We start from the raw sequence: 20,684 nt of genomic DNA, 5'->3' as shown, positions 1-20,684 counted from the left end.
GCAGACGAAAGGAAAAAGCCATGACTGGCTCCCTCAACCTCATCGGTCTCGGCCTCTCCGCCATCGGCCCGGGCGTTGCCATCGGTCTGATCTTCGCTGCGCTCATCGGCGGCATCGCTCGTCAGCCTGAGGCTGCCGGCACGCTGTTCGGCCGCGCCATCCTCGGCTTCGTTCTCGCTGAGGCGCTCTTCATCATCACCCTCGCCATCGCGTTCGTCCTTAAGTGACCCTCGGCCGGTCCGAGCGGTTCGACTAAGGAGACAGCATGATCAGCAACGTCGTCATCGCGATGGAGGCTGCCGCCGAGGAGCACAACCCGCTGATGCCGGCCGTGCCCGAGATCATCCTCGGCACGATCGTCTTCGCGATCATCCTCATCGGCATCTGGAAGTTCGTCGTTCCGAACTTCGAGAAGGCCTACGCCGAGCGCACGCAGGCGATCGAGGGCGGCTTGGCCGCTGCCGAGACCAAGCAGGCCGAGGCCGACGCCAAGCTCGCCGAGCTCGAGAAGCAGCTCGCGGACGCCCGCCACGAGGCGGCGCGCATCCGTGAGGAGGCGCGCGAGCAGGGTGCGGCCATCGTCGCCGAGATGCGCGAGCAGGCTCAGACCGAGGCCACGCGCATCGTCGAGCACGGCAAGACGCAGATCGAGGCGGAGCGCCAGCAGGCCGTCACCTCGCTGCGTGCCGAGGTCGGCGCCCTCGCGACCGGTCTCGCCGGCCGCATCGTCGGCGAGAGCCTTGAGGACGAGGCTCGCCAGAGCCGCGTCGTCGAGCGCTTCCTGTCCGAGCTGGAGGGCGCGAAGTGACCGTCCCTGGTATCCGGGGCGCCTCCGCTGAGGCTCTGGCCACCCTCTCCAGCCAGCTGGAGGGGGCGGCCGACGCCACCGTGGGAGCCGAGCTCTTCTCGGTTGCCGCGGTGCTGCGGTCCGAGCCGGCCCTGCGCCGCATCGCGGCGGACGTGTCCGTCGCGGCGGAGGCCAAGGCCGGTCTCGCGCAGCAGGTCTTCGGCAGTCACGTCGGCGCCACCACGCTCGGCCTGGTCAGCACGGCCTTCGGCCAGCGCTGGACGGCCGCGCGCGACATCGCGGACGTGCTCGAGCACCTCGGTGCCGTCGCGACCGTGACGTCGACCGGTGCTGACGCCGGCCGACTGGCTGACGAGCTCTTCGCCTTCGCCAACGCGGTCAAGGGAAGCCCCGAGCTCCGGGAGGCACTTGCCGACCCGAGCCGCTCGCTGGCCGACCGCAACGGTCTGGTCCGCAGCCTCCTCGAGGGCAAGGCCCTTCCGGCCACGATCACCCTGGCGGAGCAGTCGCTGAGCGGTTCGCACCGCACGGTGGACGCCGCGCTCTCGGCGTACCAGAAGGTCGTCGCGGACGTGCAGGGCAAGGGGGTCGCGGTCGTCCGTGTGGCGCGCCCGCTCCAGCCCACCGACGCCGAGCGTCTCGCCGCTGCCCTCACCCGGCAGTACGGCAAGGAGATCCACCTGAACGTCGTCGTCGACCCCGAGGTCGTGGGCGGCATCAAGGTCGAGATCGGTGACGAGGTCATCGACGGCACCGTCTCCACGCGCCTCGACGACGCTGGCCGTCGTCTCGCCGGCTGACCCCCAGCGGTCGACCAGCCCGGCACCCAGAACTTTTTCGAGCAGCACACCAAGAGTGAGGAAGACCAAATGACGGAGCTGTCCATCCGTCCGGACGAGATCCGGGACGCCCTGCAGCGCTTCGTGTCCGACTACAAGCCGGAGACCGCGTCCCGCGAAGAGGTCGGCACCGTGGCCGAGGCCGGCGACGGCATCGCCCGCATCAGCGGCCTCCCGTCGGCCATGGCCAACGAGCTGCTCGAGTTCGAAGACGGCACGCTCGGCCTCGCGCTGAACCTCGACACCCGCGAGATCGGTGCCGTTGTCCTCGGTGAGTTCGACAAGATCGAAGAGGGCCAGACGGTCCGTCGCACCGGCGACATCCTCTCCGTCCCCGTCGGCGAGGGTTACCTCGGCCGCGTGGTCGACCCGCTCGGCAAGCCGATCGACGGCCTTGGCGAGATCACCGGCATCGAGGGTCGTCGTTCCCTCGAGATCCCGGCCGCCGGCGTCATGGACCGCAAGTCGGTCCACGAGCCGCTCGCGACCGGCATCAAGGCCATCGACTCGATGACCCCGATCGGCCGTGGCCAGCGTCAGCTGATCATCGGTGACCGCGCCACCGGCAAGACCACGGTCGCGATCGACACGATCATCAACCAGAAGGCTGCCTGGGCGACCGGCGACCCGGAGAAGCAGGTCCGCTGCATCTACGTCGCCATCGGCCAGAAGGGTTCGACCATCGCCTCCGTGCGTGGCGCCCTCGAGGAGGCCGGCGCGCTCGAGTACACCACCATCGTCGCCGCCCCGGCGTCCGACTCGGCTGGTTTCAAGTACCTCGCGCCGTACACCGGCTCCGCCATCGGTCAGCACTGGATGTACCAGGGCAAGCACGTCCTCATCGTTTTCGATGACCTGACGAAGCAGGCCGAGGCCTACCGCGCCGTCTCCCTCCTCCTCCGTCGCCCGCCGGGCCGCGAGGCGTACCCGGGTGACGTCTTCTACCTCCACTCCCGCCTGCTGGAGCGTTGCGCGAAGCTCTCCGACGCGCTCGGCGCCGGCTCGATGACGGGTCTCCCGATCATCGAGACCAAGGCCAACGACGTCTCGGCGTTCATCCCGACCAACGTCATCTCCATCACCGACGGCCAGATCTTCCTGCAGTCGGACCTGTTCGCGGCCAACCAGCGCCCGGCCATCGACGTCGGTGTCTCGGTCTCGCGTGTTGGTGGCGCGGCCATGACCAAGGCGCTCAAGGCCGTCACCGGCTCGCTCAAGGTCGACTTGGCGCAGTTCCGCGCCATGGAGGCGTTCGCCATGTTCGCCTCGGACCTCGACGCCGCGTCGAAGCAGCAGCTGGCCCGTGGCCAGAAGCTGATGGCGCTGCTCAAGCAGCCGGCGTACTCGCCGTACTCGGTGCAGGACATGACGGTCTCCCTCTGGCTGGGCACGTCGGGTCGCCTCGACCACGTCCCGACCGAGGACGTCATCCGCTTCGAGCAGGAGTTCCTGGACTACCTGCGTCGCTCGCAGGCGGGCATCCTGGCCGGCATCGCCGAGACGCTGAAGTTCGAGGACTCGACCGAGACCCAGCTGGTCGCGGCGTACGACGAGTTCCTCAAGCAGTTCGAGACCTCCGCCGGTGGCTCCGCCGCCGTCAAGGCTCAGGCTGAGGCGCTCGAGGACGAGGCCGTCGCCCAGGAGCAGATCGTCAAGCAGAAGAAGGCCTGATCCATGGCCGTCTCGCTGCGTGAGTACCGCGCGAAGATCAAGTCGACGCAGTCGATGAAGAAGATCACGCGCGCCATGGAGCTCATCGCTGCGTCCCGCATCATCAAGGCGCAGCAGCGGGCGCAGGCCGCTGAGCCGTACGCCCGGGAGCTGACCCGCGCGGTCAGCGCGGTGGCCACGTTCTCCAACGTGGACCACCCGCTGACCCGCGAGACCACTGACGCTGGCCGCGCGGCCATCCTCGTGGTGGCCAGCGACCGGGGTCTGGCCGGCGCGTACGCCTCGAACGCCATCAAGGAGGCGGAGCGTCTCGCCGAGAAGCTTCGCGCCGAGGGCAAGGACGTGGCGCTGTACGTGTCCGGTCGCAAGGCCGAGGCGTACTACAAGTTCCGCAACCGTCCGGTGGTCCAGGCGTGGACCGGCTTCTCCGACCAGCCGACGTACGACGTCTGCAAGGAGATCGCCGACACCCTCATCGCGGAGTTCCTCGAGGACACGCACGGTGTTGACGAGGTCCACCTCGTCTTCACGCGGTTCGTGTCGATGCTGACGCAGGCGCCCACGGCGCTGCGTCTGCTCCCGCTAGAGGTCGTCGAGGGCACCGAGGCTCCGGCGGACAACGAGCTGCTTCCGCTCTACGAGTTCGAGCCGTCGGCCTCCGACGTGCTGGACGCGCTTCTCCCGAAGTACGTCACGAGCCGCGTCTACCACGCCCACCTGCAGGCTGCCGCTTCCGAGCTGGCGGCCCGTCAGAAGGCGATGAAGTCGGCCACGGACAACGCCGAAGAGCTCATCAAGAAGTACACCCGAATTGCCAACCAGGCCCGTCAGGCCGGCATTACCCAGGAAATCAGCGAGATCGTCGGTGGCGTCAACGCCCTTGCCGACGCGACCGCCGGGAGTGAGTGAGAGACATGACTGCCATTGTTGAAGAGACGATCGCGCCGGCCTCCGGAGCTGTCGGTCGCGTCGCCCGCGTCATCGGCCCGGTCGTTGACGTCGAGTTCCCGGCTGACCAGATGCCGGCGATCTACAACGCGCTGAAGGTCGACCTTCAGACGCCGGACGGCTCGAAGGCCGAGCTCACGCTCGAGGTGTCGCTGCACATCGGCGACGGCCTGGTCCGTGCCATCTCGATGAAGTCCACCGACGGTCTGGTCCGTGGCGCCCAGGTGCGCGACACCGGCGACTCGATCTCCGTCCCGGTTGGTGACATCACGCTGGGTCACGTCTACGACGCGACCGGCAACGTCCTCAACCTCGAGGACGGCGAGGAGTACAACCCGACCGAGCGCTGGGGCATCCACCGCAAGGCTCCGGCCTTCGACCAGCTCGAGTCGAAGACCACGATGTTCGAGACCGGCATCAAGGTCATCGACCTGCTCACGCCGTACGTCACCGGTGGCAAGATCGGCCTGTTCGGTGGTGCCGGTGTCGGCAAGACCGTCCTCATCCAGGAGATGATCGCGCGTGTGGCCAAGAACCACGGCGGTGTCTCCGTGTTCGCCGGTGTCGGCGAGCGCACCCGTGAGGGCAACGACCTCATCCACGAGATGAAGGACGCTGGCGTCTTCGACAAGGTCGCCCTTGTCTTCGGCCAGATGGACGAGCCGCCGGGCACGCGTCTTCGCGTCGCCCTCTCGGCGCTGACGATGGCGGAGTACTTCCGCGACGTCCAGAAGCAGGACGTGCTCCTCTTCGTCGACAACGTCTTCCGCTTCACGCAGGCCGGTTCCGAGGTCTCCACGCTGCTCGGCCGCATGCCGTCCGCCGTTGGTTACCAGCCGAACCTCGCCGACGAGATGGGTCAGCTCCAGGAGCGCATCACCTCGACGCGTGGTCACTCGATCACCTCGATGCAGGCGATCTACGTCCCCGCTGACGACTACACCGACCCCGCGCCGGCCACGACGTTCGCCCACCTGGACGCCACGACCGAGCTCTCGCGTGAGATCGCCTCGCTGGGTATCTACCCGGCCGTGGACCCGCTCACGTCGACGTCGCGCATCCTCGACCCGCAGTACGTGGGCCAGGAGCACTACGACTGCGCGATCCGCGTGAAGCAGATCCTGCAGCGCAACAAGGAGCTCCAGGACATCATCGCGATCCTCGGTGTCGACGAGCTGTCGGAGGAGGACAAGACGGTCGTGCACCGCGCCCGTCGCATCCAGCGCTTCCTCTCGCAGAACACCTACGTCGCCAAGCAGTTCACCGGCATCGAGGGCTCGACGGTTCCGCTCGCGGAGACCATCGAGGCGTTCAACAAGATCTGCGACGGCGAGTACGACCACGTCGCGGAGCAGGCCTTCTTCATGTGCGGCGGCCTCGACGACGTCGACGCCAAGTGGGCCGAGATCCAGGCGAGCCTCTGATGGCTACCGACAAGCTCCTCACGGTCTCGCTGGTAGCAGCGGACCGCGTCGTGTGGGAGGGCGAGGCCACCATGGTCATCGCCCGCACCACCGAGGGCGACGTCGGCATCCTGCCGAACCACGCTCCGCTGCTCTCCCTGATGGTGGACGGTGTCGTCGACATCCGTACGCCGCAGGGCGAGACGTGGGTCGCGGCCGTCGACGCGGGCTTCCTGTCCGTCGCCGACAACCGGGTCTCGATCCTCTCGGAGCACGCGGAGATGTCGCACGAGATCGACCTCGAGAAGGCGCGTCACGACCTCGAGCGGGCACTGGCTGCCGGCGAGGACAACGGCTCGGCGACCGAGGCGGTCCGCAAGGCCGAGGCCCGCATCCGCGCTGTGGAGAAGGCTTCTTGACGACTGTCTGAACCCAGTTGATCCGACCCCGGTCGGGTGGCGCTATCGTTTGCGCCACCGGACCGGGGTCGGGCACATTTCAGGAGGCTGCATTGGCGGTATGGGAGTGGGGCGTCGAGGCCCTCGTCGCGGCGCTTGTGCTGCTGGTCCTCCTGGCAGTCGCCCTCGTCGTACGCCGACGCTGGATCGCGCGCGACGGCGGGACGTTCGAGCTCTCCTACCGCATGCGCTCGGTCACGCCTGGTCGGGGCTGGGTGCTCGGCATCGGTCGCTACTCCGGCGAGGAGCTGGAGTGGTTCCGGATCTTCTCGCTGTCGCCCAAGCCGCGGCTTCGGTGGCACCGCAAGACCCTCGCGTACGTCGGACGGCGCGACCCCGAGGGCATCGAGACGATGTCGCTCTACCCCGACCACGTCGTCGTACGGTGCGAGACACCTGACGGCCCGGTCGAGTTCGCGATGAGTGGTCCCTCGCTCACCGGGTTCCAGTCGTGGGCCGAGTCCGGCCCCCCAGGAGCGGAGATCCGCTGATGATCACACCTGCCGAGGCCATCGACCGGATCAACGGCGTCTTCGGGCGCCACCCCGGTTACCGGGCGCTGCACGCGAAGGGCCGGTTCTACACGGCGACCTTCACGCCGACGGCCGAGGCAGGCCGCCTCGGCCGTGCCCTGCACCTGCAGGCACCGGTGCCCGTCTGGGTGCGCTTCTCCAACGGCGGCGGGCATCCGGGGGTCGGGGACAACGCCCCTGATGTCCGTGGCATCGGGGTCTCCTTCCGGCTTCCCGACGGCACCGCGACGGACCTCCTGGGTCAGACCGCCCCGCGATTCCCGGTGCGTACGCCCGAGGACTTCATCGCCCTCGTCGAGCACAGCAAGCCGCACCAGCTGCCTGGGTTCATGGCCCGCCACCGCTCGGCGATCAAGCCGCTGCTGGCCAACGTGAAGGCGAAGGCAGTCGTGCCGCCGTACTCGTACGCCGAGGCGACGTACTACCCGGTGCACGCCTACCGCTGGATCGCCCCCGACGGATCGCAGAGCTGGGTGCGCTACGTCTTCGAGCCGCAGGCGACCAAGGATCAGCGCCCGTCGAAGCCGAAGGGCAAGGACCGGCTGGCCGAGGAGCTGCGCGCGCGGCTGGGCCAGGCGCCGGTGCGCTTCACGCTCCGCGTGACCGTGGCTGCCGACGGCGACGACCCGCACGACCCGATGTCGGTCTGGGTCGGCGCCCACACCTTCGATGCGGGCACGCTCGAGGTCACCGGTCTGGACCCGGAGCGTGAGACCGGGGGAGAGGTCGTCGTCTTCGATCCGACGCGGGTCGTCGACGGCATCGAGCTCTCCGACGACCCGATCCTGCGCTACCGCGCGGCCGCCTACTCCGAGTCGGTCTCCCGCCGGATCTGAGCGGTCACTTCTGGCCCCGCTCGCCCCCGGGAACCCAGAGCACGTCGCCCTGCGCCTTGTTGGCGTGGCGGGCGAAGATGAAGAGCAGGTCGCTCAGGCGGTTGAGGTACGTGATCGCGAGGATGTTCATCGTCTCCCCGTGCTCCGCGTACGCCGCCCAGCCGGCCCGCTCCGCCCGGCGTACGACGGTGCGCGCGACGTGGAGGTGCGCGGCAGCGATCGTGCCGCCGTTGAGGATGAAAGAGCGGAGGTTCTCCAGCTCCTCGTTGTACTGGTCGCACCAGCCCTCGAGCCGGTCGATGTAGGCCTGCTCGACCCGGAGCTGGGGGTAGGGCGGGTTCTCGACGACCGGCGTGCCGAGGTCGGCGCCGACGTCGAAGAGGTCGTTCTGGATGTGCACCAGGATCTTCTGGACGCCAGGGTCGATGTCCCCGTCGGTGCCCGCATGGGCCAGCGCGACGCCGATGAACGCGTTGGCCTCGTCGACGTCGGCGTACGCATGCAACCGAAGGTCGTTCTTCGACGTCTCACTCATGTCGGCGAGCCGCGTGGTGCCGGCATCGCCGGTGCGCGTGTAGATGCGGGTGAGGTTGACCATGTCGGTGAGCCTACTTACTGGGAGACGGGGTGCGGGTGCAGCATGGTGGTGGAGGCGAGACACGAGATGGATGAGGTCGGCGACGAGGTTCTGGAGCTCTCGGGCTCGCTCGACGCGCGCTCCACGCCGGAGATGCGGACGGCCCTGCAGCGGCTCCTCGACGTGCCGGGGCGCGTGGTGGTGCTGGACCTCGGTGCGGTGACGTCTGCCGACGTCGTGGCGCTGCGGGTGATCGCAGCGGCGAGTCGCTTGTCCGCGCTGCGTGGGGGACGCGTCGTACTCCGGGGAGTGCCGGATGCGGTCCGGCGCCTGCTGACGGTCTCGCGCCTTGCCCGGCTCGTCGAGATCGAGCGGATACCGGGGTCGTTCGCCGTCCCGGAGCAGCGGGGTTCCGCAGATGTCATCAGTGCCACACGTCCAGCCGGTGACCAGCGCCACTCGTAACGAATAGGGTGGGCAGTTATGAGCCAGAAGGACAAGCCCTGGGTGATGCGCACGTACGCCGGTCACTCGACCGCCGCCGCGTCGAACGCGCTGTACCGCACCAACCTTGCGAAGGGTCAGACCGGTCTGTCGGTGGCCTTCGACCTCCCCACGCAGACGGGTTATGACCCCGATTCGCCGCTCTCGCGCGGTGAGGTCGGCAAGGTCGGCGTGCCGGTCATGCACATGGGCGAGATGCGTCGTCTCTTCCAGGACATCCCGCTCACGGAGATGAACACCTCCATGACCATCAACGCGACGGCCATGTGGCTGCTCGCGATGTACCAGGTCGCCGCGGAGGAGCAGAACCCCGGCGTCGACCCGGCCGTGGTCGCGGGCCAGCTCGCCGGCACCACGCAGAACGACATCATCAAGGAGTACCTGTCGCGCGGCACGTATGTGTTCCCGCCGCAGCACTCCCTGCGCCTGATCAGCGACATGATCGCCTACACGGTCAACAACATCCCGAAGTGGAACCCGATCAACATCTGCAGCTACCACCTGCAGGAGGCCGGCGCGACGCCGGTGCAGGAGATCGCCTACGCCCTGACCACCGCCATCGCGGTGCTCGACGCGGTCAAGGCCGCGGGCCAGGTGTCCGACGAGGACTTCGAGAAGACCGTCGGCCGTATCTCCTTCTTCGTCAACGCGGGCGTCCGCTTCGTCGAGGAGACCTGCAAGATGCGGGCCTTCACCCGCATGTGGGACGAGATCACCCGTGAGCGCTACGGCGTCCAGGACGAGAAGATGCGCCGCTTCCGCTACGGCGTGCAGGTCAACTCGCTCGGCCTGACCGAGGCGCAGCCGGAGAACAACGTCCAGCGCATCGTCCTCGAGATGCTGGGTGTCTCCCTCTCCAAGAACGCCCGTGCCCGCGCCATCCAGCTCCCCGCGTGGAACGAGGCCCTCGGCCTGCCGCGTCCGTGGGACCAGCAGTGGTCGCTCCGCCTCCAGCAGGTCCTCGCGTTCGAGTCCGACCTGCTCGAGTACGGCGACATCTTCGACGGCTCCGTCGTCATCGAGGCCAAGGTCAACGAGCTCATCGAGGGCGCGAAGGCCGAGATGGACCGCGTGCAGGCGATGGGCGGCGCGATCCCGGCCGTCGAGTCCGGCTACATGAAGTCCGCGCTCGTCTCGTCGCACGCGGCCCGCCGCGCGAAGATCGAGGCCGGCGAGGAGATCATCGTCGGCGTCAACAAGTTCGAGACCACCGAGCCGTCGCCGCTGACCGCCAACCTCGACGAGGCGATCATGACCGCCGACCCGAAGGCGGAGGAGGCGGCGATCGCCTCCCTCGAGGCCTGGAAGGCCGGCCGCGACGAGGCGGCTGTCGCCGAGGCGCTCGCGAACCTCGCCGCCACCGCCAAGACCGACGAGAACCTCATGCAGGCCACGCTGGCTGCGGCCCGCGCCGGTGCCACCACCGGTGAGTGGGCGGCGACGCTGCGCGAGGTCTTCGGCGAGTTCCGCGCCCCCACCGGTGTCTCCGGCGCCGTCGGCGTCCAGGAGGCCGGCGAGGCGCTCACCGCCGTTCGCCAGCGCGTCGCGCAGACCGGTGAGGAGCTGGGCGGCCGCCTGCGCTTCCTCGTCGGCAAGCCGGGCCTGGACGGTCACTCCAACGGTGCCGAGCAGGTCGCCGTTCGGGCCCGCGACGCCGGCTTCGAGGTCGTCTATCAGGGCATCCGCCTGACGCCCGAGCAGATCGTTGCCGCCGCCGTCGCCGAGGACGTCCACGTCGTCGGCCTGTCGATCCTCTCCGGCTCGCACATGGAGCTGGTCCCGGTCGTCATCGAGGGCCTCAAGGCTGCGGGCGCCGGTGACATCCCGGTGATCGTCGGCGGCATCATCCCAGAGTCCGACGGCAAGAAGCTCATCGAGCTCGGTGCCGCGGCGGTCTACACGCCGAAGGACTTCAGCCTCACCGAGATCATGGACGACGTCGTCTCCGTGATCCGCAAGGCCAACGACCTGGCCTGATCCATCAGCAGTACGCCGAACGGCCCCCGGGTTTTCCCGGGGGCCGTTCGTGTTGGCCGCTGCTTACTTCGCGGCCTCGGCGAACTTCGTCGTGTAGGTCTTGCTCAGGTCGATCTCGTCCTTGTGGGCGATGACGTCCGGGTTCGAGGTGCTCAGCACATCGAAGACGGTCTCGGGGCCACCATCGGGCATGACGCCGTCGGCGGTGAACATGCCCATCGAGTCGCCGATGGCCTTCGTGTACAGGGCGGCGTCGTCTCCGGCGTAGTCGCTCGGCATCTTCGCGGCGATGTCGGCGGCCGAGTGGGTCGAGACCCAGCCGAGCGTCTTCACGAACGCGTCGACGACCTTCTGCACGGTCTTCGGATTCTTCGCGACGTAGTCGCAGTCCATGTAGAGGCTGGCTGCGGGGTAGAGGCCGCCCAGGGCCTTCTTCGTGCCCTCCTCCGTGCGCATGTCAGCGAGGACCGTGCCGAGGTGCTGCTTCTCCATGACCGCGATCGTCGGGTCGGTGGTCATGCCCGCGTCGATGCCATGGTTCTGCAGGGCAGAGATGAACTCCGAGCCAGCGCCGGCCGCGACGGTCGTGTACTGGTCGGTGGAGATGCCGGCCTTCTTCGCGAGGTACTGCGTGAGGTAGTCGGTCGAGGAGCCGGGGGAGGTGACGCCCAGCTTCTTGCCCTTCAGGTCATCGGTGCTGGTGACCTTGGCGTCCTTGCTCACGACCTCGGCCTCGCCGGGGACCTTGGCCAGCTGTACGACGCTCTCGACGCACTTGCCCTTGGTCTGCAGCGTGAGCGAGTGGTCGTAGAAGCCGACAACGGCATCGACCTGGCCGGCAAGGAGCATCGTCTCGGCGTCCGCGCCGGAGGGCTCGTCCTTGAGGGAGACGTCCACGCCGGAGTCCTTGAAATAGCCGAGCTGCTCGGTGAGCTTGGCCGGGAGGTAGATGACCTTGTCGATGCCGCCGACCATGATGGTCATCTTCGGGTGAGCGGCGCTGTCGGCGCTGCTGGTGGAGCGGCCACAGGCGGCGAGGCTGGTGGTGGCCGTCAGGGCGACGAGGGCGGTGGCGGCGAGGCGCCGGGTGGTGGTGGACATGGGTGTTCCTGTCTCTTGGGGTGCTGCGACGGGGTGGAGGTGCTGGCGCTGATGGCGGGGTCAGAGCCCGGAGGCGCCTGAGGCGACCGGCGGACGCCAGGCCGTGAGCCGGTGCTCGAGCTTGGTGAGCAACCATTCGGCGACGAGGGCCATGGCGGTGACGACGAGCATTCCGGCGTACACGCCGGCGGAGTCGAAGTTGTTCTTCGAGTGCGCGATCAGGAGGCCGACACCGCGGTCGGCTCCGATGAACTCGCCGACGATGGCGCCGATCAGTGCGAAGCCGAAGGCGACGTGCATGCTCGCGAGGATCCAGGAGGTCGCGCTGGGAAGAACGATCGTGCGCAGGAGCTGCCAGCGGCTCGCGCCGAGGATCCGGGCGTTGTCGACGAGGACCCGGTCGACCTCACGGGCGCCCTGGAAGGCGTTGAAGAAGACCGCGAAGAAGACGAGGACGAACGCCGTGGCGACCTTCGACGGCAGGCCGAAGCCGAACCAGATGACGAAGAGTGCGGCGAGCACGATGCGGGGGATCGCGTTGGCGCCCTTGATGAACGGCGCGAGGACGTCGGCGAGGAAGGTGCTCCGGCCGAGGAGAACGCCGAGCACGACGCCGCCGACCACACCGGTGATGAAGCCCAGCACGGCTTCCTCGAGGGTGACGCCCATGTTCTCCCAGATGGAGCCCAGGGACGTGCCGTCGGTGAACCAGATGACGAGCTTGTCCCAGATCTTCGAGGGCTGGGAGTAGAAGAACGGGTCGATGATCGTGCGGGCACACAGCTCCCAGGAGCCCAGCCAGAGCACGATGAGCGCGGCGCGGGCGCCGAGCACCTTCCACGCGAAGGGCTTGCGGCTGCGGATCCGCTTGGTTGCTGCCGGTGTTGCGGGGACACGCGAGTCGACCTCGACTGCGGCCACCTCAAGGCTGATGTCATGCGACACGGGAGGCTCCTCGGGCTCGGGTGATCTCGACCTCTTCGCGGAGGCTGTCCCAGACCGAGCGGTAGAGCTCGGTGAACTCCGGCGTCAGCCGGATCTCCTCGACCTTGCGGGGACGCTCGAGGTCGACGGGGACGATGGACTTGATGGTCGCCGGGCCGGCGGTCATCACGACGACGCGATCGGCCAGCGCGATCGCCTCGGTCAGGTCGTGGGTCACGAAGACCACCGCAGCACCGGTGCCCGACCACAGGTCGAGCAGTTGGTCCTGCATGAACTCGCGGGTCTGGACGTCGAGTGCGCCGAACGGCTCGTCCATGAGCAGCAGCGACGGCTCGCCGATCAACGTCTGCGCCATCGCGACGCGCTTGCGCATGCCGCCGGAGAGCTGGTGCGGGTACCGGTCCTCGAAGCCGGCGAGGCCCACGCGGTTGATCCAGTCGCGGGCACGGTCGTGAGCCTCGGCCTTCTTGACGCCGTTGTAGCGCAGGCCGATGGCGACGTTGTCGAGGACGTTCTTCCAGGGGAGGACGGCGTCGGACTGGAACATGTAGCCGACGCCGTTCGGGATACCGTCCACGGCTGTGCCGTGGACCTGGACGGTGCCACGGGTCGCCGGCTCGAGGCCGGAGACGAGCGACAGGGTCGTGGACTTGCCACAGCCGGTCGGGCCGACGATGGTCACGAACTCGCCGGCAGCGACATCGAGTGTGACGTCGGTGATCGCCGTGAACGGCGTACCGGTCTTGGTCGCGAACATCTTGGTCGCGCCGCGCAGCTGGATCGCGGGTTGGGTGCTCTGGGTCATGTCGCGGGACGCTACGAGTGCGTGATGGCCGTCACAATCCTTGTGCTGCTTGCGGCTCCATTGCGCACAAACAACTTTGTGTGCATTCTGCTCACGTGATGATGAAAGGGCCTCGTGGCGGCAGGGAGCTCACCCTCGGCACCCGGACGGTGCTGGTCGTCGTCGCGCTTCTGGGCCTCGTTGTGCTGGCCGGCATCGCCACCGCGACGCTCGTGCTCCGCAATGACCTGACCAGCCAGTACGAGCAGAGGGCGCTTGCTGTGGCCCGTTCCGTCGCGCAGGAGCCGGGGCTCGCGGATAGGGTCCTGAAGGGCGATCCGTCGCCGTCAGGCCCGGTTCAGGTTGCAGCCGAGCGAGTCCGCGAAGCCACCGGCGCGCTGTACGTCGTCGTCACGGACGATCGAGGAATCCGGTACAGCCATCCCGATCGCACGCGCATCGGCAAGAAGGTGAGCACCAGTCCGGACGAGGCCTTGGCTGGCCGCGAGGTAGTCACCGTCGAACGCGGCACCCTCGGCACCTCGGCCCGCGGCAAGGTGCCGCTGCGCACCACGGACGGACGAATCGTCGGTGAGGTCAGCGTCGGCATCAGTACTGACCGGATCGCAGCGGCGACGCGTCATCTTGCGCTCGCTCTCGGGGTCCTCGCGCTGGTTCCGCTGGGCCTCGGCTTGTTCGGTGCGATCACGCTCGGGCGGCGCCTGTCGCGGCGCACCCTCGGACTGAGTCCTCGACAGTTGGCGGACATGGTGAGGGAACATGAAGCGGTGCTCCGGGGCGTGCGCGACGGGGTGATCGGTCTGGATCCCCGGGGTCGCGTCACCGTCACGAACCCCGAAGCTGATCGGCTGATCGGCTACGAGCTCGAGCGGGGTGACTCGGTGGCCTCCGGAGCGGATCCAGGATTGAGTCGCCTCCTCACGCAGGAGCCTGCGCCCGACGGCGAGCTGTCGCTGGTGGGAGACCAGGTCGTGCTCGCTACTCGTCTGGCGGTACGCCGGGACGGGCGCGACCTCGGGCAGGTGCTGATCCTGCGGGACCGTTCGGACCTCGACACTCTGGCGCGGGAGCTGGAAGCCACCCGGGCACTCACGGACGCCCTGCGCGCGCAGGCGCACGAACACGCGAACCGCCTGCACGGTCTCGCTGGCCTGCTGCACCTCGGGCGGCTCGACGAGGCGCGCGACTACCTCGACGAGCTCACGGAGGCCCGCACCTGGGTGCCCGGGCTCAGGGATCCGTACCTCGCGGGACTGGTTGCGGCAAAGTCAGCCAAGGCGTCAGAGGCAGGCGTCGCGCTCACGGTTGCCGAGGAGACATGGGTGGACGGTGACCTGGCACGCCCGCTCGAGGCGGTGACGGTTGTGGCGAACCTGCTGGACAACGCGATCCGGGCAGCGGCCGCCGGGTCGCGACGGCCCCGCGGCGTCGTGATCACCCTGCTCGGCACCGGTACCGATCTGCTCGTCCATGTCGCTGACACTGGCGACGGTGTGGCTGCGGAGGCGGCCGCCTTGGTCTTCGACCACGGCTTCACGACGCGCTCGGGTGACCGCTCAGGTCACGGGATTGGCCTGTCGCTGGCACGCCACACCGCACGGTCCGGCGGGGGAGACGTCGTGTTGCGAGACCCCGGCGGCGACCACGGTGGCGCCGTGTTCGAGGCCACCTTGCGTGCGGCCCTGACCCCGACCGTCAACGAGTCCTGGAGGGATGCATGATCAAGGTCCTCGTCGTTGACGACGACTTCCGTGTTGCCCGGGTGCACGCCGATCTGGTGGGCCGTGTCGAGGGCGTCGAGGTAGCGGGCATGGCCCACACGGCTGCGCAGGCGCTCGAGCTTGCAGTCGAGCACAGGCCGGACCTGGTCCTGCTCGACGAGCACCTGCCGGATGAACGCGGTTCTCACCTGATACGGAGGCTGGACGCCGCGGTGATCATGGTGACTGCCGATGGTGATGCCGATGCCATACGGCGCGCTGTTGCCGGGGGAGCCGTTGCGGTCATCCTGAAGCCCTTCCCGCCCAACGCCCTGCTGAGCCGTGTGGCCGCGTTCGTGCGGTTCCGTCGCGCGCTCGAAGGTGCGGCGACACTCGACCAGGCTCAGGTGGACCAGGTCCTGGGGCTGCTGCACGCTGGCGGCGCGGCGGCGCCGCCAGCGAAGGGAAGGTCCTCGGTGACGGCTGAGGCGATCCGGTCGGCGCTCGAGTCGTCCGAGGATGCCCTGACGGCAGCCGGTGTTGCCGCGTCGATTGGCGTTTCGCGAGCGACGGCGCAGCGCTATCTCAGCGATCTCGTTCAATCCGGCCGCGTCGAGCTGACGTTGCGCTACGGCGTGACCGGCCGGCCGGAGCATCGCTACGCCTGGCGAGGCTGATCAGCAAGCTTCTGTGAAGCACGCCACGATTCAGGTGAGGCTTGCCTAACTCGGTGTTACCGTTCTGCCATGGGAAAGAAGCGGGCGAAGCAGACGCACAAGGAGCTCAAGCAGCTCCGTGCCGAGCTGAAGCGCGTCCGCCGCGAGCTCGCCGACCTGCGCTCCGATCTCCGCTCGGATCTCCGCTCCGGCGTCGACACCACCGTCATACCGCTGGAGAAGGGGACGGGACCGGTCGAGGTCGAGACCGTCTGCGCGCCGAAGTCCCTGCTGCCCAAGACCGAGTGCTGCGGGAGCAAGGAGCGCTGCACGCGCTGCCCGATCATGATGCTCAAGCAGGGGACGCTGCCGGAAGGCATGACCGTCAAGCACCGCAAGCTGGTCGGCGCCGACGGCAAGAAGGTCTCCAAGAAGGCCCTGCGCCGCGTCGCCTGACGCACGGACCAAGGCAGGCCTGCCTTCGTTGCATGTCCCGGGCAAGTCGCTAGGTTTGCCGGACCACGTCGTACCCCCGAGGAGCACCACCATGGCCGCCCAGCGCTTCGTCGAGCAGCTCAACGCCCAGATCGGCAACGAGCTCGCTGCCCACAACCAGTACCTCGCCTGCGCGATCTGGTACGACGCCCAGACGATGCCGCAGATGGCCGCGTTCTTCTACGCGCAGGCGCTCGAGGAGCGCGAGCACGCGATGATGATGGTGCAGTACCTCCTCGACGCCGACGCCGAGGTGACGATCCCGGCCCTGCCCGGCACAACGGCTGACTTCGCCGACGTCGTTGCTCCGCTCGCGCTTGCGCTCGACCAGGAGAAGCGCGTCACTGCGCAGATCAACGAGCTGACCCGCATCGCCCGCGACGAGGTCGACTTCGCCTCGGAGCAGTTCATGGGCTGGTTCATCAAGGAGCAGGTCGAGGAGCAGGCGACCATCGGCGCGTTGCTCACGATTGCCGAGCGCAACCGCGACTCCGTCCACAACCTCGAGGACTTCGTGGCCCGCGAGCAGGGTGGCGAGGGTGCCGACCCGACGGCTCCGCGCGCTGCCGGTGCCTGAGTTCGGCGCCTGAGGTCAGCGCCTGAGGTCAGCGCCGCATGATCGGGCGGTAGAGCACCGTCGCGAGCACCGCGCCTGCGAAGAGGGTCGCGAGGGCGGCAACGAACGCCTGCCCGTCGCCGGTCTGGCTGCGCACCACGGCGTGCACGACGACCGCCGCGACCATGCTGAGGAGCGCCCACCCCATCCGGTAGGCGGCCTCGCCCAGGAAGAGCCGGAAGAACGACGCGCTCGGCTCCGCGGTGGAGGTGAGTGGACGTGCCTCAACGACGGCTGCCGGGTTGAGCGGGCCGTAGATGTGGGGGTAGCTGTCGTCTCCGACCGGATCCTCACGCCACGGTGACGTCAGCTTGTCGGTGTCGATGACGAGCAGCACCAGCGGCTGTCGTACGTCGGCGTAGTAGCGCTCGCGGACGGCTTCCCACTGGTCCTCGCGGGAGGCGTGGAGGAACCCCTCGTCGTCGAGCGTCTTGTCGAGCGTCGACCAGGCGTAGGCACCGGCCTGCTTCGCGGCCTCCCAGCGCGAACGCTCGGCGATGTGGAAGATCAGCACGGCGCTGATCCTCTCATCCGCCCCGCGGCCCGGCCTCAGGGGCCAATTCCCACAGCAAGCTGCCGCAACACGCCGGAGGCCGCGGCGTGTCGGGCCTTGCTGTTGTGGCAATTGGCCCTCGGCCCTCGGATCGGCACCTGACGACTCGTCGGCCTGCGAAACTGTCATGCATGGATCTGTCGGCACGCGAGCGTTGGGAGCAGCTGTCCGGCAGCAGAGTCCGCCTGGCCTCGTTCGCCGGCGCTGACCTGACCTCCGTGGTCGCGAAGGGCTGGTTCGATCGCGTGGACTTCGGCGGAGCAGACCTTCGCATGGCGACGTTGGGCGCGACGTTCAAGATGTGCACGTTCGTTGGCGCGAACCTCCGCGGGGCCGACCTCCGCGGCGCGGCCTTCGCCGGCTGCGACCTGAGGGGAGTGGACCTGCGTGACGCGGACCTTCGCGGCGCGAGGTTCTCGTATGTAAACACCGGGGCTGAGAACGGCCGGACGGATCTGACCGGCGCGTTGCTCGCAGGTGCCAACCTTGAAGGCGCGACGTTCGAACGGGTCGTGGGGTACGAAGATGCCCCGTCGTCTGCGGACTAGAAGAGCCGGTCGGTGGGGTCGTCGAGTCCGCGGAGCGCGTTGTAGTCGACGACGGCGCACTGGATGCCGCGGTCCTCGGCGAGCACGCGGGCCTGCGGCTTGATCTCCTGCGCCGCGAAGATGCCGCGTACGCCGCCCTTGGTGGTCAGGAGCGGGTCGCGGTTGAGCAGCTCGAGGTAGCGCGTCAGCTGCTCGACGCCGTCGATCTCGCCTCGGCGCTTGATCTCGACGGCGACCGACTGTCCGCCCGCGTCACGGCACATCAGGTCGACCGGTCCGATGGCGGTGGGGTACTCCCGGCGTACGAGCGTGAGGCCGTCGGCCAGCGTGCCGGGGTGCTCGGCCAGGAGCTCCTGCAGGTGCTTCTCGACGCCGTCCTTCTGCAGGCCGGGGTCGATGCCGAGATCGTGGGAGGAGTCGTGGTGGATCTCCTCGAGGAGGATCCGGAGCGTGTCGGGCTGCCCCTTGGACGGTGCCTTCGACGTGACGATCCACTCGATCTGGCCCTCGTCGGTCGCGCCCTCGCGGACCGAGCACGGCGGGCTCATCCAGTTGAGCGGCTTGTAGGAGCCGCCGTCGCTGTGGACCAGCACCGATCCGTCCGACTTCAGCATCAGGACTCGGGTGGCCATCGGCAGGTGCGCCGACAGGCGACCCGCGTAGTCGACCTGGCAACGCGCAACGACGATCCTCACGCGCCGAGGGTAGTTCAACCTACCCGACGTACGCCGCGGGCCTGCTCACGCTCCGGGCGCGGGTACGCCGGATCCCGCCGCCGTGGAAAGATCGCGCGCATGACCGACCTGACCAACGAGCAGATCGCCGACACGCTGATCCTGCCGTACCTCAACCACGCCATCCGCATGTTCGAGGCGGGATACGCCTCCGCCGTCGACATCGACAACGGCATGATCTACGGCTGCGGCTACCCGAAGGGCCCGATGACGGTCGCCCAGGAGCGCGGCATCTTCACCCCGGCCGACGGCGCGGCCGACGCGGCTGCCGCCGAGTTCAAGATCGAGATCAACAAGGTCGGTGTCGTCGGCACCGGCACGATGGCCTCCGGCATGATCCAGGTCTTCGCCCAGGCCGGCTACGACGTCGTCTACGTGGGCCGTGGCCAGGACAAGCTCGACGGTGTCGTCTCCTTCATCGACAAGGGCCTGTCCAAGCTCGTCGAGAAGGGCCGCCTCACCGAGGATGCCAAGTCCGACGTCCTGGGCCGCCTGATCGGCTCGACCGAGCGTGAGGCGCTCGCCGACGTCGACATCGTCGTCGAGGCCATCGCCGAGGACCTCGCGATCAAGACCGAGCTCTACAAGGACCTCGACCGGATCTGCAAGCCGGGCGCGATCCTCGCGACCACGACGTCGTCGATGCCGATCACCAAGCTGGGCGAGGCCACGAGCCGCCCCGAGTCCGTCATCGGCATGCACTTCTTCAACCCGGCCACGATCCTCAAGCTGGTCGAGGTCGTCACGACCGAGGCCACCAGCGCCGACGTCGCCGAGACCGTGCTCGCCCTCTGCGCGAACATCAAGAAGGTCGCCGTCTCCTGTGGTGACCGCTCGGGCTTCATCGTCAACTGCCTCCTCTTCCCGTACCTCAACGACGCGGTGAAGCTGCTCGAGTCGGGTCAGGCCTCCATGGAGGAGATCGACGCCGCGATCAAGGAGCAGACCGGCTTCCCGATGGGTCCGTTCGCGCTGCTCGACCTCGTCGGCAACGACGTCTCGCTCGCCATCGAGAAGGAGCTCTTCGAGACCTTCGGCGCCGAGGCCCCGGAGTTCGAGCCGGCCGCGACGCTGATCGCCAAGGTCGAGGCGGGCGAGCTCGGCCGCAAGACCAAGAAGGGCTTCTACGACTACTCGGCCTGAGCCAGTCACTGAACCCTGACGCGGCGTCGACCTTCGGGTCGGCGCCGCGTCTGCTTTCTCAGCCTCAGGCCCGCGCCAGCTCCACCGCGTCGCGGACCGACCCGCGCCACAGCGGCCCGTGGCCGGGCAGCACCGCATCGGCGTCGAGCGCGGTGAGCGCGTCGAGGCCGCGGGCGACCTCGTCCGGCGCATGGCTGAAGAAGCCCGGCAGCAGGTGCGGTCGACGTACGCCGGTCACGGGGTGTCCGGTCACCAGCGCGTCACCGGTGGCGACGGCCCCCGCACCCCCGAAGTGGTACGCCGTGTGGCCGCTCGTGTGCCCGGGCGTCGGGACCGCGACGGGCCGGCCGGGGAGGTCCAGGGGAGTGCCCGATGCCACGGCCGTGACGTCCGAGATGGCGACGTCGCGGGTCGCGCCGACGGCGAGGATGCGGAGCGACCAGAGCAGCACACGCGGGTTCCACGCGCGCAGCAGGACGTCCTTCTCGGTCGCCTGCTGGAGGAACTCGCGCTTGGCGTGCGGCACCTCGTCGGCGCCTGTCAGCACGGGAGCGGTCAGGCCACTCCACGCGATGCCGCCGATGTGGTCGACGTGGGCATGCGTGACGAGGACGGCAGCGACGTCGTCCATCGTCCGGCCGATCCGGTCGAGCGACTCGCGGACCCGGCACGCATCGCCGGGATAGCCGGCGTCGACGAGCGTGACCTGCCCGTCCTCCTCGGCGAGGATCCAGTTGACCAGTCCGGTCGAGGCGAGGTGCAGGCCGTCGGCGACTTGCGTGACGGTGAGGCGGGGCATGGGCCGACGCTACTGCGGATGGTGGGAGACTGCAG

General features: G+C 68.6%; 24 protein-coding genes. 17 read left to right on the top strand and 7 right to left on the bottom strand.

The annotated features are described in order from the left end of the window. Positions 1 to 20 precede the first annotated feature (20 nt). The 9 genes from EPD65_RS00755 (at position 21) to EPD65_RS00715 (ending at position 7,496) form a co-directional block, all read left to right on the top strand. Entirely contained in the window at positions 21 to 227 is a 207-nt protein-coding gene (locus EPD65_RS00755; protein WP_131580974.1) for an ATP synthase F0 subunit C, read from the top strand. Between the two features lie 38 nt (positions 228 to 265). Next, on the top strand, positions 266 to 808 hold the full coding sequence (locus EPD65_RS00750) for a F0F1 ATP synthase subunit B (protein WP_131580972.1): 543 nt from the start codon (positions 266 to 268) through the stop codon (positions 806 to 808). Then, positions 805 to 1,608, top strand: coding sequence for a F0F1 ATP synthase subunit delta (locus tag EPD65_RS00745; RefSeq protein ID WP_131580970.1), 804 nt, complete (start codon positions 805 to 807; stop codon positions 1,606 to 1,608). Before EPD65_RS00750 ends, EPD65_RS00745 begins: the two co-directional genes overlap by 4 nt. A gap of 69 nt (positions 1,609 to 1,677) precedes the next feature. Beyond that, positions 1,678 to 3,318, top strand: coding sequence for a F0F1 ATP synthase subunit alpha (gene atpA, locus EPD65_RS00740; protein ID WP_131580968.1), 1,641 nt, complete (start codon positions 1,678 to 1,680; stop codon positions 3,316 to 3,318). Between the two features lie 3 nt (positions 3,319 to 3,321). Beyond that, positions 3,322 to 4,227 carry a F0F1 ATP synthase subunit gamma gene (locus EPD65_RS00735; RefSeq protein WP_131580966.1) on the top strand — a complete coding sequence of 302 codons (906 nt, stop codon included), beginning with the start codon at positions 3,322 to 3,324 and terminating at the stop codon, positions 4,225 to 4,227. Positions 4,228 to 4,232: 5 nt separating this feature from the next. Then, on the top strand, positions 4,233 to 5,690 hold the full coding sequence (atpD, locus tag EPD65_RS00730; protein ID WP_131580964.1) for a F0F1 ATP synthase subunit beta: 1,458 nt from the start codon (positions 4,233 to 4,235) through the stop codon (positions 5,688 to 5,690). After that, positions 5,690 to 6,088: a F0F1 ATP synthase subunit epsilon gene (locus EPD65_RS00725; protein WP_131580962.1), complete on the top strand. Its 399-nt coding sequence runs from the start codon at positions 5,690 to 5,692 to the stop codon at positions 6,086 to 6,088. Before atpD ends, EPD65_RS00725 begins: the two co-directional genes overlap by 1 nt. A 92-nt stretch (positions 6,089 to 6,180) precedes the next feature. Continuing rightward, positions 6,181 to 6,618 (top strand): DUF2550 domain-containing protein, encoded by a 438-nt coding sequence (locus EPD65_RS00720; RefSeq protein ID WP_131580960.1) that lies wholly within the window; start codon positions 6,181 to 6,183, stop codon positions 6,616 to 6,618. Further along, on the top strand, positions 6,618 to 7,496 hold the full coding sequence (locus tag EPD65_RS00715) for a catalase family peroxidase (protein WP_131581197.1): 879 nt from the start codon (positions 6,618 to 6,620) through the stop codon (positions 7,494 to 7,496). Before EPD65_RS00720 ends, EPD65_RS00715 begins: the two co-directional genes overlap by 1 nt. Before the next feature lie 4 nt (positions 7,497 to 7,500). On the opposite strand, the gene EPD65_RS00710 is transcribed toward EPD65_RS00715, so the two are convergent. Further along, positions 7,501 to 8,094, bottom strand: a complete 594-nt coding sequence (locus EPD65_RS00710) for a cob(I)yrinic acid a,c-diamide adenosyltransferase (RefSeq protein ID WP_131580958.1) — start codon at positions 8,092 to 8,094, stop codon at positions 7,501 to 7,503. Between the two features lie 66 nt (positions 8,095 to 8,160). Between EPD65_RS00710 and EPD65_RS00705 the strand changes: the two genes are divergently transcribed. Next, positions 8,161 to 8,538, top strand: coding sequence for an STAS domain-containing protein (locus EPD65_RS00705; RefSeq protein ID WP_165872831.1), 378 nt, complete (start codon positions 8,161 to 8,163; stop codon positions 8,536 to 8,538). Between the two features lie 18 nt (positions 8,539 to 8,556). Further along, the gene (locus tag EPD65_RS00700; protein WP_131580954.1) at positions 8,557 to 10,554 is read left to right on the top strand and encodes a protein meaA; all 1,998 of its coding nucleotides are present in this window, start codon (positions 8,557 to 8,559) and stop codon (positions 10,552 to 10,554) included. Between the two features lie 63 nt (positions 10,555 to 10,617). Here EPD65_RS00700 and EPD65_RS00695 read toward each other — a convergent pair whose 3' ends face one another. Genes EPD65_RS00695 through EPD65_RS00685 form a run of 3 tightly spaced genes read right to left on the bottom strand, consistent with a single transcriptional unit; the run spans position 10,618 to position 13,405 of the window. Continuing rightward, positions 10,618 to 11,655, bottom strand: coding sequence for an ABC transporter substrate-binding protein (locus EPD65_RS00695; RefSeq protein WP_131580952.1), 1,038 nt, complete (start codon positions 11,653 to 11,655; stop codon positions 10,618 to 10,620). A 60-nt stretch (positions 11,656 to 11,715) separates the two neighbouring features. Then, on the bottom strand, positions 11,716 to 12,600 hold the full coding sequence (locus EPD65_RS00690; RefSeq protein WP_243640361.1) for an ABC transporter permease: 885 nt from the start codon (positions 12,598 to 12,600) through the stop codon (positions 11,716 to 11,718). Next, a complete protein-coding gene (locus tag EPD65_RS00685) occupies positions 12,590 to 13,405 on the bottom strand; it encodes an ABC transporter ATP-binding protein (RefSeq protein ID WP_131580950.1) in 816 nt (271 codons plus the stop codon). The genes EPD65_RS00690 and EPD65_RS00685 overlap by 11 nt, the downstream gene beginning before the upstream one ends. A 149-nt stretch (positions 13,406 to 13,554) precedes the next feature. Here EPD65_RS00685 and EPD65_RS00680 point away from each other — a divergent pair, with 149 nt between their 5' ends. The 4 genes from EPD65_RS00680 to EPD65_RS00665 all read left to right on the top strand — a co-directional run bounded on the left by EPD65_RS00680 (position 13,555) and on the right by EPD65_RS00665 (position 16,833). After that, positions 13,555 to 15,126: a sensor histidine kinase gene (locus EPD65_RS00680; protein ID WP_207891360.1), complete on the top strand. Its 1,572-nt coding sequence runs from the start codon at positions 13,555 to 13,557 to the stop codon at positions 15,124 to 15,126. Continuing rightward, on the top strand, positions 15,123 to 15,782 hold the full coding sequence (locus EPD65_RS00675) for a response regulator (protein WP_131580947.1): 660 nt from the start codon (positions 15,123 to 15,125) through the stop codon (positions 15,780 to 15,782). Before EPD65_RS00680 ends, EPD65_RS00675 begins: the two co-directional genes overlap by 4 nt. A 69-nt stretch (positions 15,783 to 15,851) precedes the next feature. Further along, positions 15,852 to 16,217 (top strand): hypothetical protein, encoded by a 366-nt coding sequence (locus tag EPD65_RS00670; RefSeq protein ID WP_131580945.1) that lies wholly within the window; start codon positions 15,852 to 15,854, stop codon positions 16,215 to 16,217. A gap of 91 nt (positions 16,218 to 16,308) precedes the next feature. Continuing rightward, positions 16,309 to 16,833, top strand: coding sequence for a ferritin (locus tag EPD65_RS00665; protein WP_131580942.1), 525 nt, complete (start codon positions 16,309 to 16,311; stop codon positions 16,831 to 16,833). 28 nt (positions 16,834 to 16,861) lie between these two features. Here the strand turns inward: EPD65_RS00665 and EPD65_RS00660 are convergent, their stop codons facing one another. Then, complete coding sequence (locus EPD65_RS00660) at positions 16,862 to 17,386, bottom strand: DUF952 domain-containing protein (RefSeq protein ID WP_243640360.1); 525 nt, start codon at positions 17,384 to 17,386, stop codon at positions 16,862 to 16,864. A 170-nt stretch (positions 17,387 to 17,556) separates the two neighbouring features. Between EPD65_RS00660 and EPD65_RS00655 the strand changes: the two genes are divergently transcribed. Next, positions 17,557 to 17,973, top strand: a complete 417-nt coding sequence (locus EPD65_RS00655; protein WP_131580937.1) for a pentapeptide repeat-containing protein — start codon at positions 17,557 to 17,559, stop codon at positions 17,971 to 17,973. Here EPD65_RS00655 and nucS read toward each other — a convergent pair. Then, the gene (nucS, locus tag EPD65_RS00650) at positions 17,970 to 18,668 is read right to left on the bottom strand and encodes an endonuclease NucS (protein WP_131580934.1); all 699 of its coding nucleotides are present in this window, start codon (positions 18,666 to 18,668) and stop codon (positions 17,970 to 17,972) included. The genes EPD65_RS00655 and nucS overlap by 4 nt on opposite strands. Positions 18,669 to 18,767: 99 nt before the next feature. On the opposite strand from nucS, the gene EPD65_RS00645 reads away from it, so the two are divergent. Next, the gene (locus EPD65_RS00645; protein WP_131580932.1) at positions 18,768 to 19,850 is read left to right on the top strand and encodes a 3-hydroxyacyl-CoA dehydrogenase family protein; all 1,083 of its coding nucleotides are present in this window, start codon (positions 18,768 to 18,770) and stop codon (positions 19,848 to 19,850) included. Positions 19,851 to 19,914: 64 nt separating this feature from the next. Here EPD65_RS00645 and EPD65_RS00640 read toward each other — a convergent pair whose 3' ends face one another. Then, on the bottom strand, positions 19,915 to 20,649 hold the full coding sequence (locus EPD65_RS00640; RefSeq protein ID WP_131580929.1) for an MBL fold metallo-hydrolase: 735 nt from the start codon (positions 20,647 to 20,649) through the stop codon (positions 19,915 to 19,917). Between the last annotated feature and the right edge of the window lie 35 nt (positions 20,650 to 20,684).

Source organism: Nocardioides jejuensis (assembly GCF_004337475.1).
Lineage (GTDB): Bacteria > Actinomycetota > Actinomycetes > Propionibacteriales > Nocardioidaceae > Nocardioides > Nocardioides jejuensis.
This window is presented reverse-complemented; position numbering and strand designations above follow the sequence as displayed.

Coding starts and splice junctions, on each gene's coding strand:
- EPD65_RS00755 (WP_131580974.1), top strand. CDS start 21: ATGACTGGCTCCCTCAACCTCATCGGTCTCGGCCTCTCCGCCATCGGC.
- EPD65_RS00750 (WP_131580972.1), top strand. CDS start 266: ATGATCAGCAACGTCGTCATCGCGATGGAGGCTGCCGCCGAGGAGCAC.
- atpA (WP_131580968.1), top strand. CDS start 1,678: ATGACGGAGCTGTCCATCCGTCCGGACGAGATCCGGGACGCCCTGCAG.
- EPD65_RS00735 (WP_131580966.1), top strand. CDS start 3,322: ATGGCCGTCTCGCTGCGTGAGTACCGCGCGAAGATCAAGTCGACGCAG.
- atpD (WP_131580964.1), top strand. CDS start 4,233: ATGACTGCCATTGTTGAAGAGACGATCGCGCCGGCCTCCGGAGCTGTC.
- EPD65_RS00725 (WP_131580962.1), top strand. CDS start 5,690: ATGGCTACCGACAAGCTCCTCACGGTCTCGCTGGTAGCAGCGGACCGC.
- EPD65_RS00715 (WP_131581197.1), top strand. CDS start 6,618: ATGATCACACCTGCCGAGGCCATCGACCGGATCAACGGCGTCTTCGGG.
- EPD65_RS00710 (WP_131580958.1), bottom strand. CDS start 8,094: ATGGTCAACCTCACCCGCATCTACACGCGCACCGGCGATGCCGGCACC.
- EPD65_RS00705 (WP_165872831.1), top strand. CDS start 8,161: ATGGATGAGGTCGGCGACGAGGTTCTGGAGCTCTCGGGCTCGCTCGAC.
- EPD65_RS00700 (WP_131580954.1), top strand. CDS start 8,557: ATGAGCCAGAAGGACAAGCCCTGGGTGATGCGCACGTACGCCGGTCAC.
- EPD65_RS00695 (WP_131580952.1), bottom strand. CDS start 11,655: ATGTCCACCACCACCCGGCGCCTCGCCGCCACCGCCCTCGTCGCCCTG.
- EPD65_RS00685 (WP_131580950.1), bottom strand. CDS start 13,405: ATGACCCAGAGCACCCAACCCGCGATCCAGCTGCGCGGCGCGACCAAG.
- EPD65_RS00675 (WP_131580947.1), top strand. CDS start 15,123: ATGATCAAGGTCCTCGTCGTTGACGACGACTTCCGTGTTGCCCGGGTG.
- EPD65_RS00670 (WP_131580945.1), top strand. CDS start 15,852: ATGGGAAAGAAGCGGGCGAAGCAGACGCACAAGGAGCTCAAGCAGCTC.
- EPD65_RS00665 (WP_131580942.1), top strand. CDS start 16,309: ATGGCCGCCCAGCGCTTCGTCGAGCAGCTCAACGCCCAGATCGGCAAC.
- EPD65_RS00655 (WP_131580937.1), top strand. CDS start 17,557: ATGGATCTGTCGGCACGCGAGCGTTGGGAGCAGCTGTCCGGCAGCAGA.
- EPD65_RS00645 (WP_131580932.1), top strand. CDS start 18,768: ATGACCGACCTGACCAACGAGCAGATCGCCGACACGCTGATCCTGCCG.
- EPD65_RS00640 (WP_131580929.1), bottom strand. CDS start 20,649: ATGCCCCGCCTCACCGTCACGCAAGTCGCCGACGGCCTGCACCTCGCC.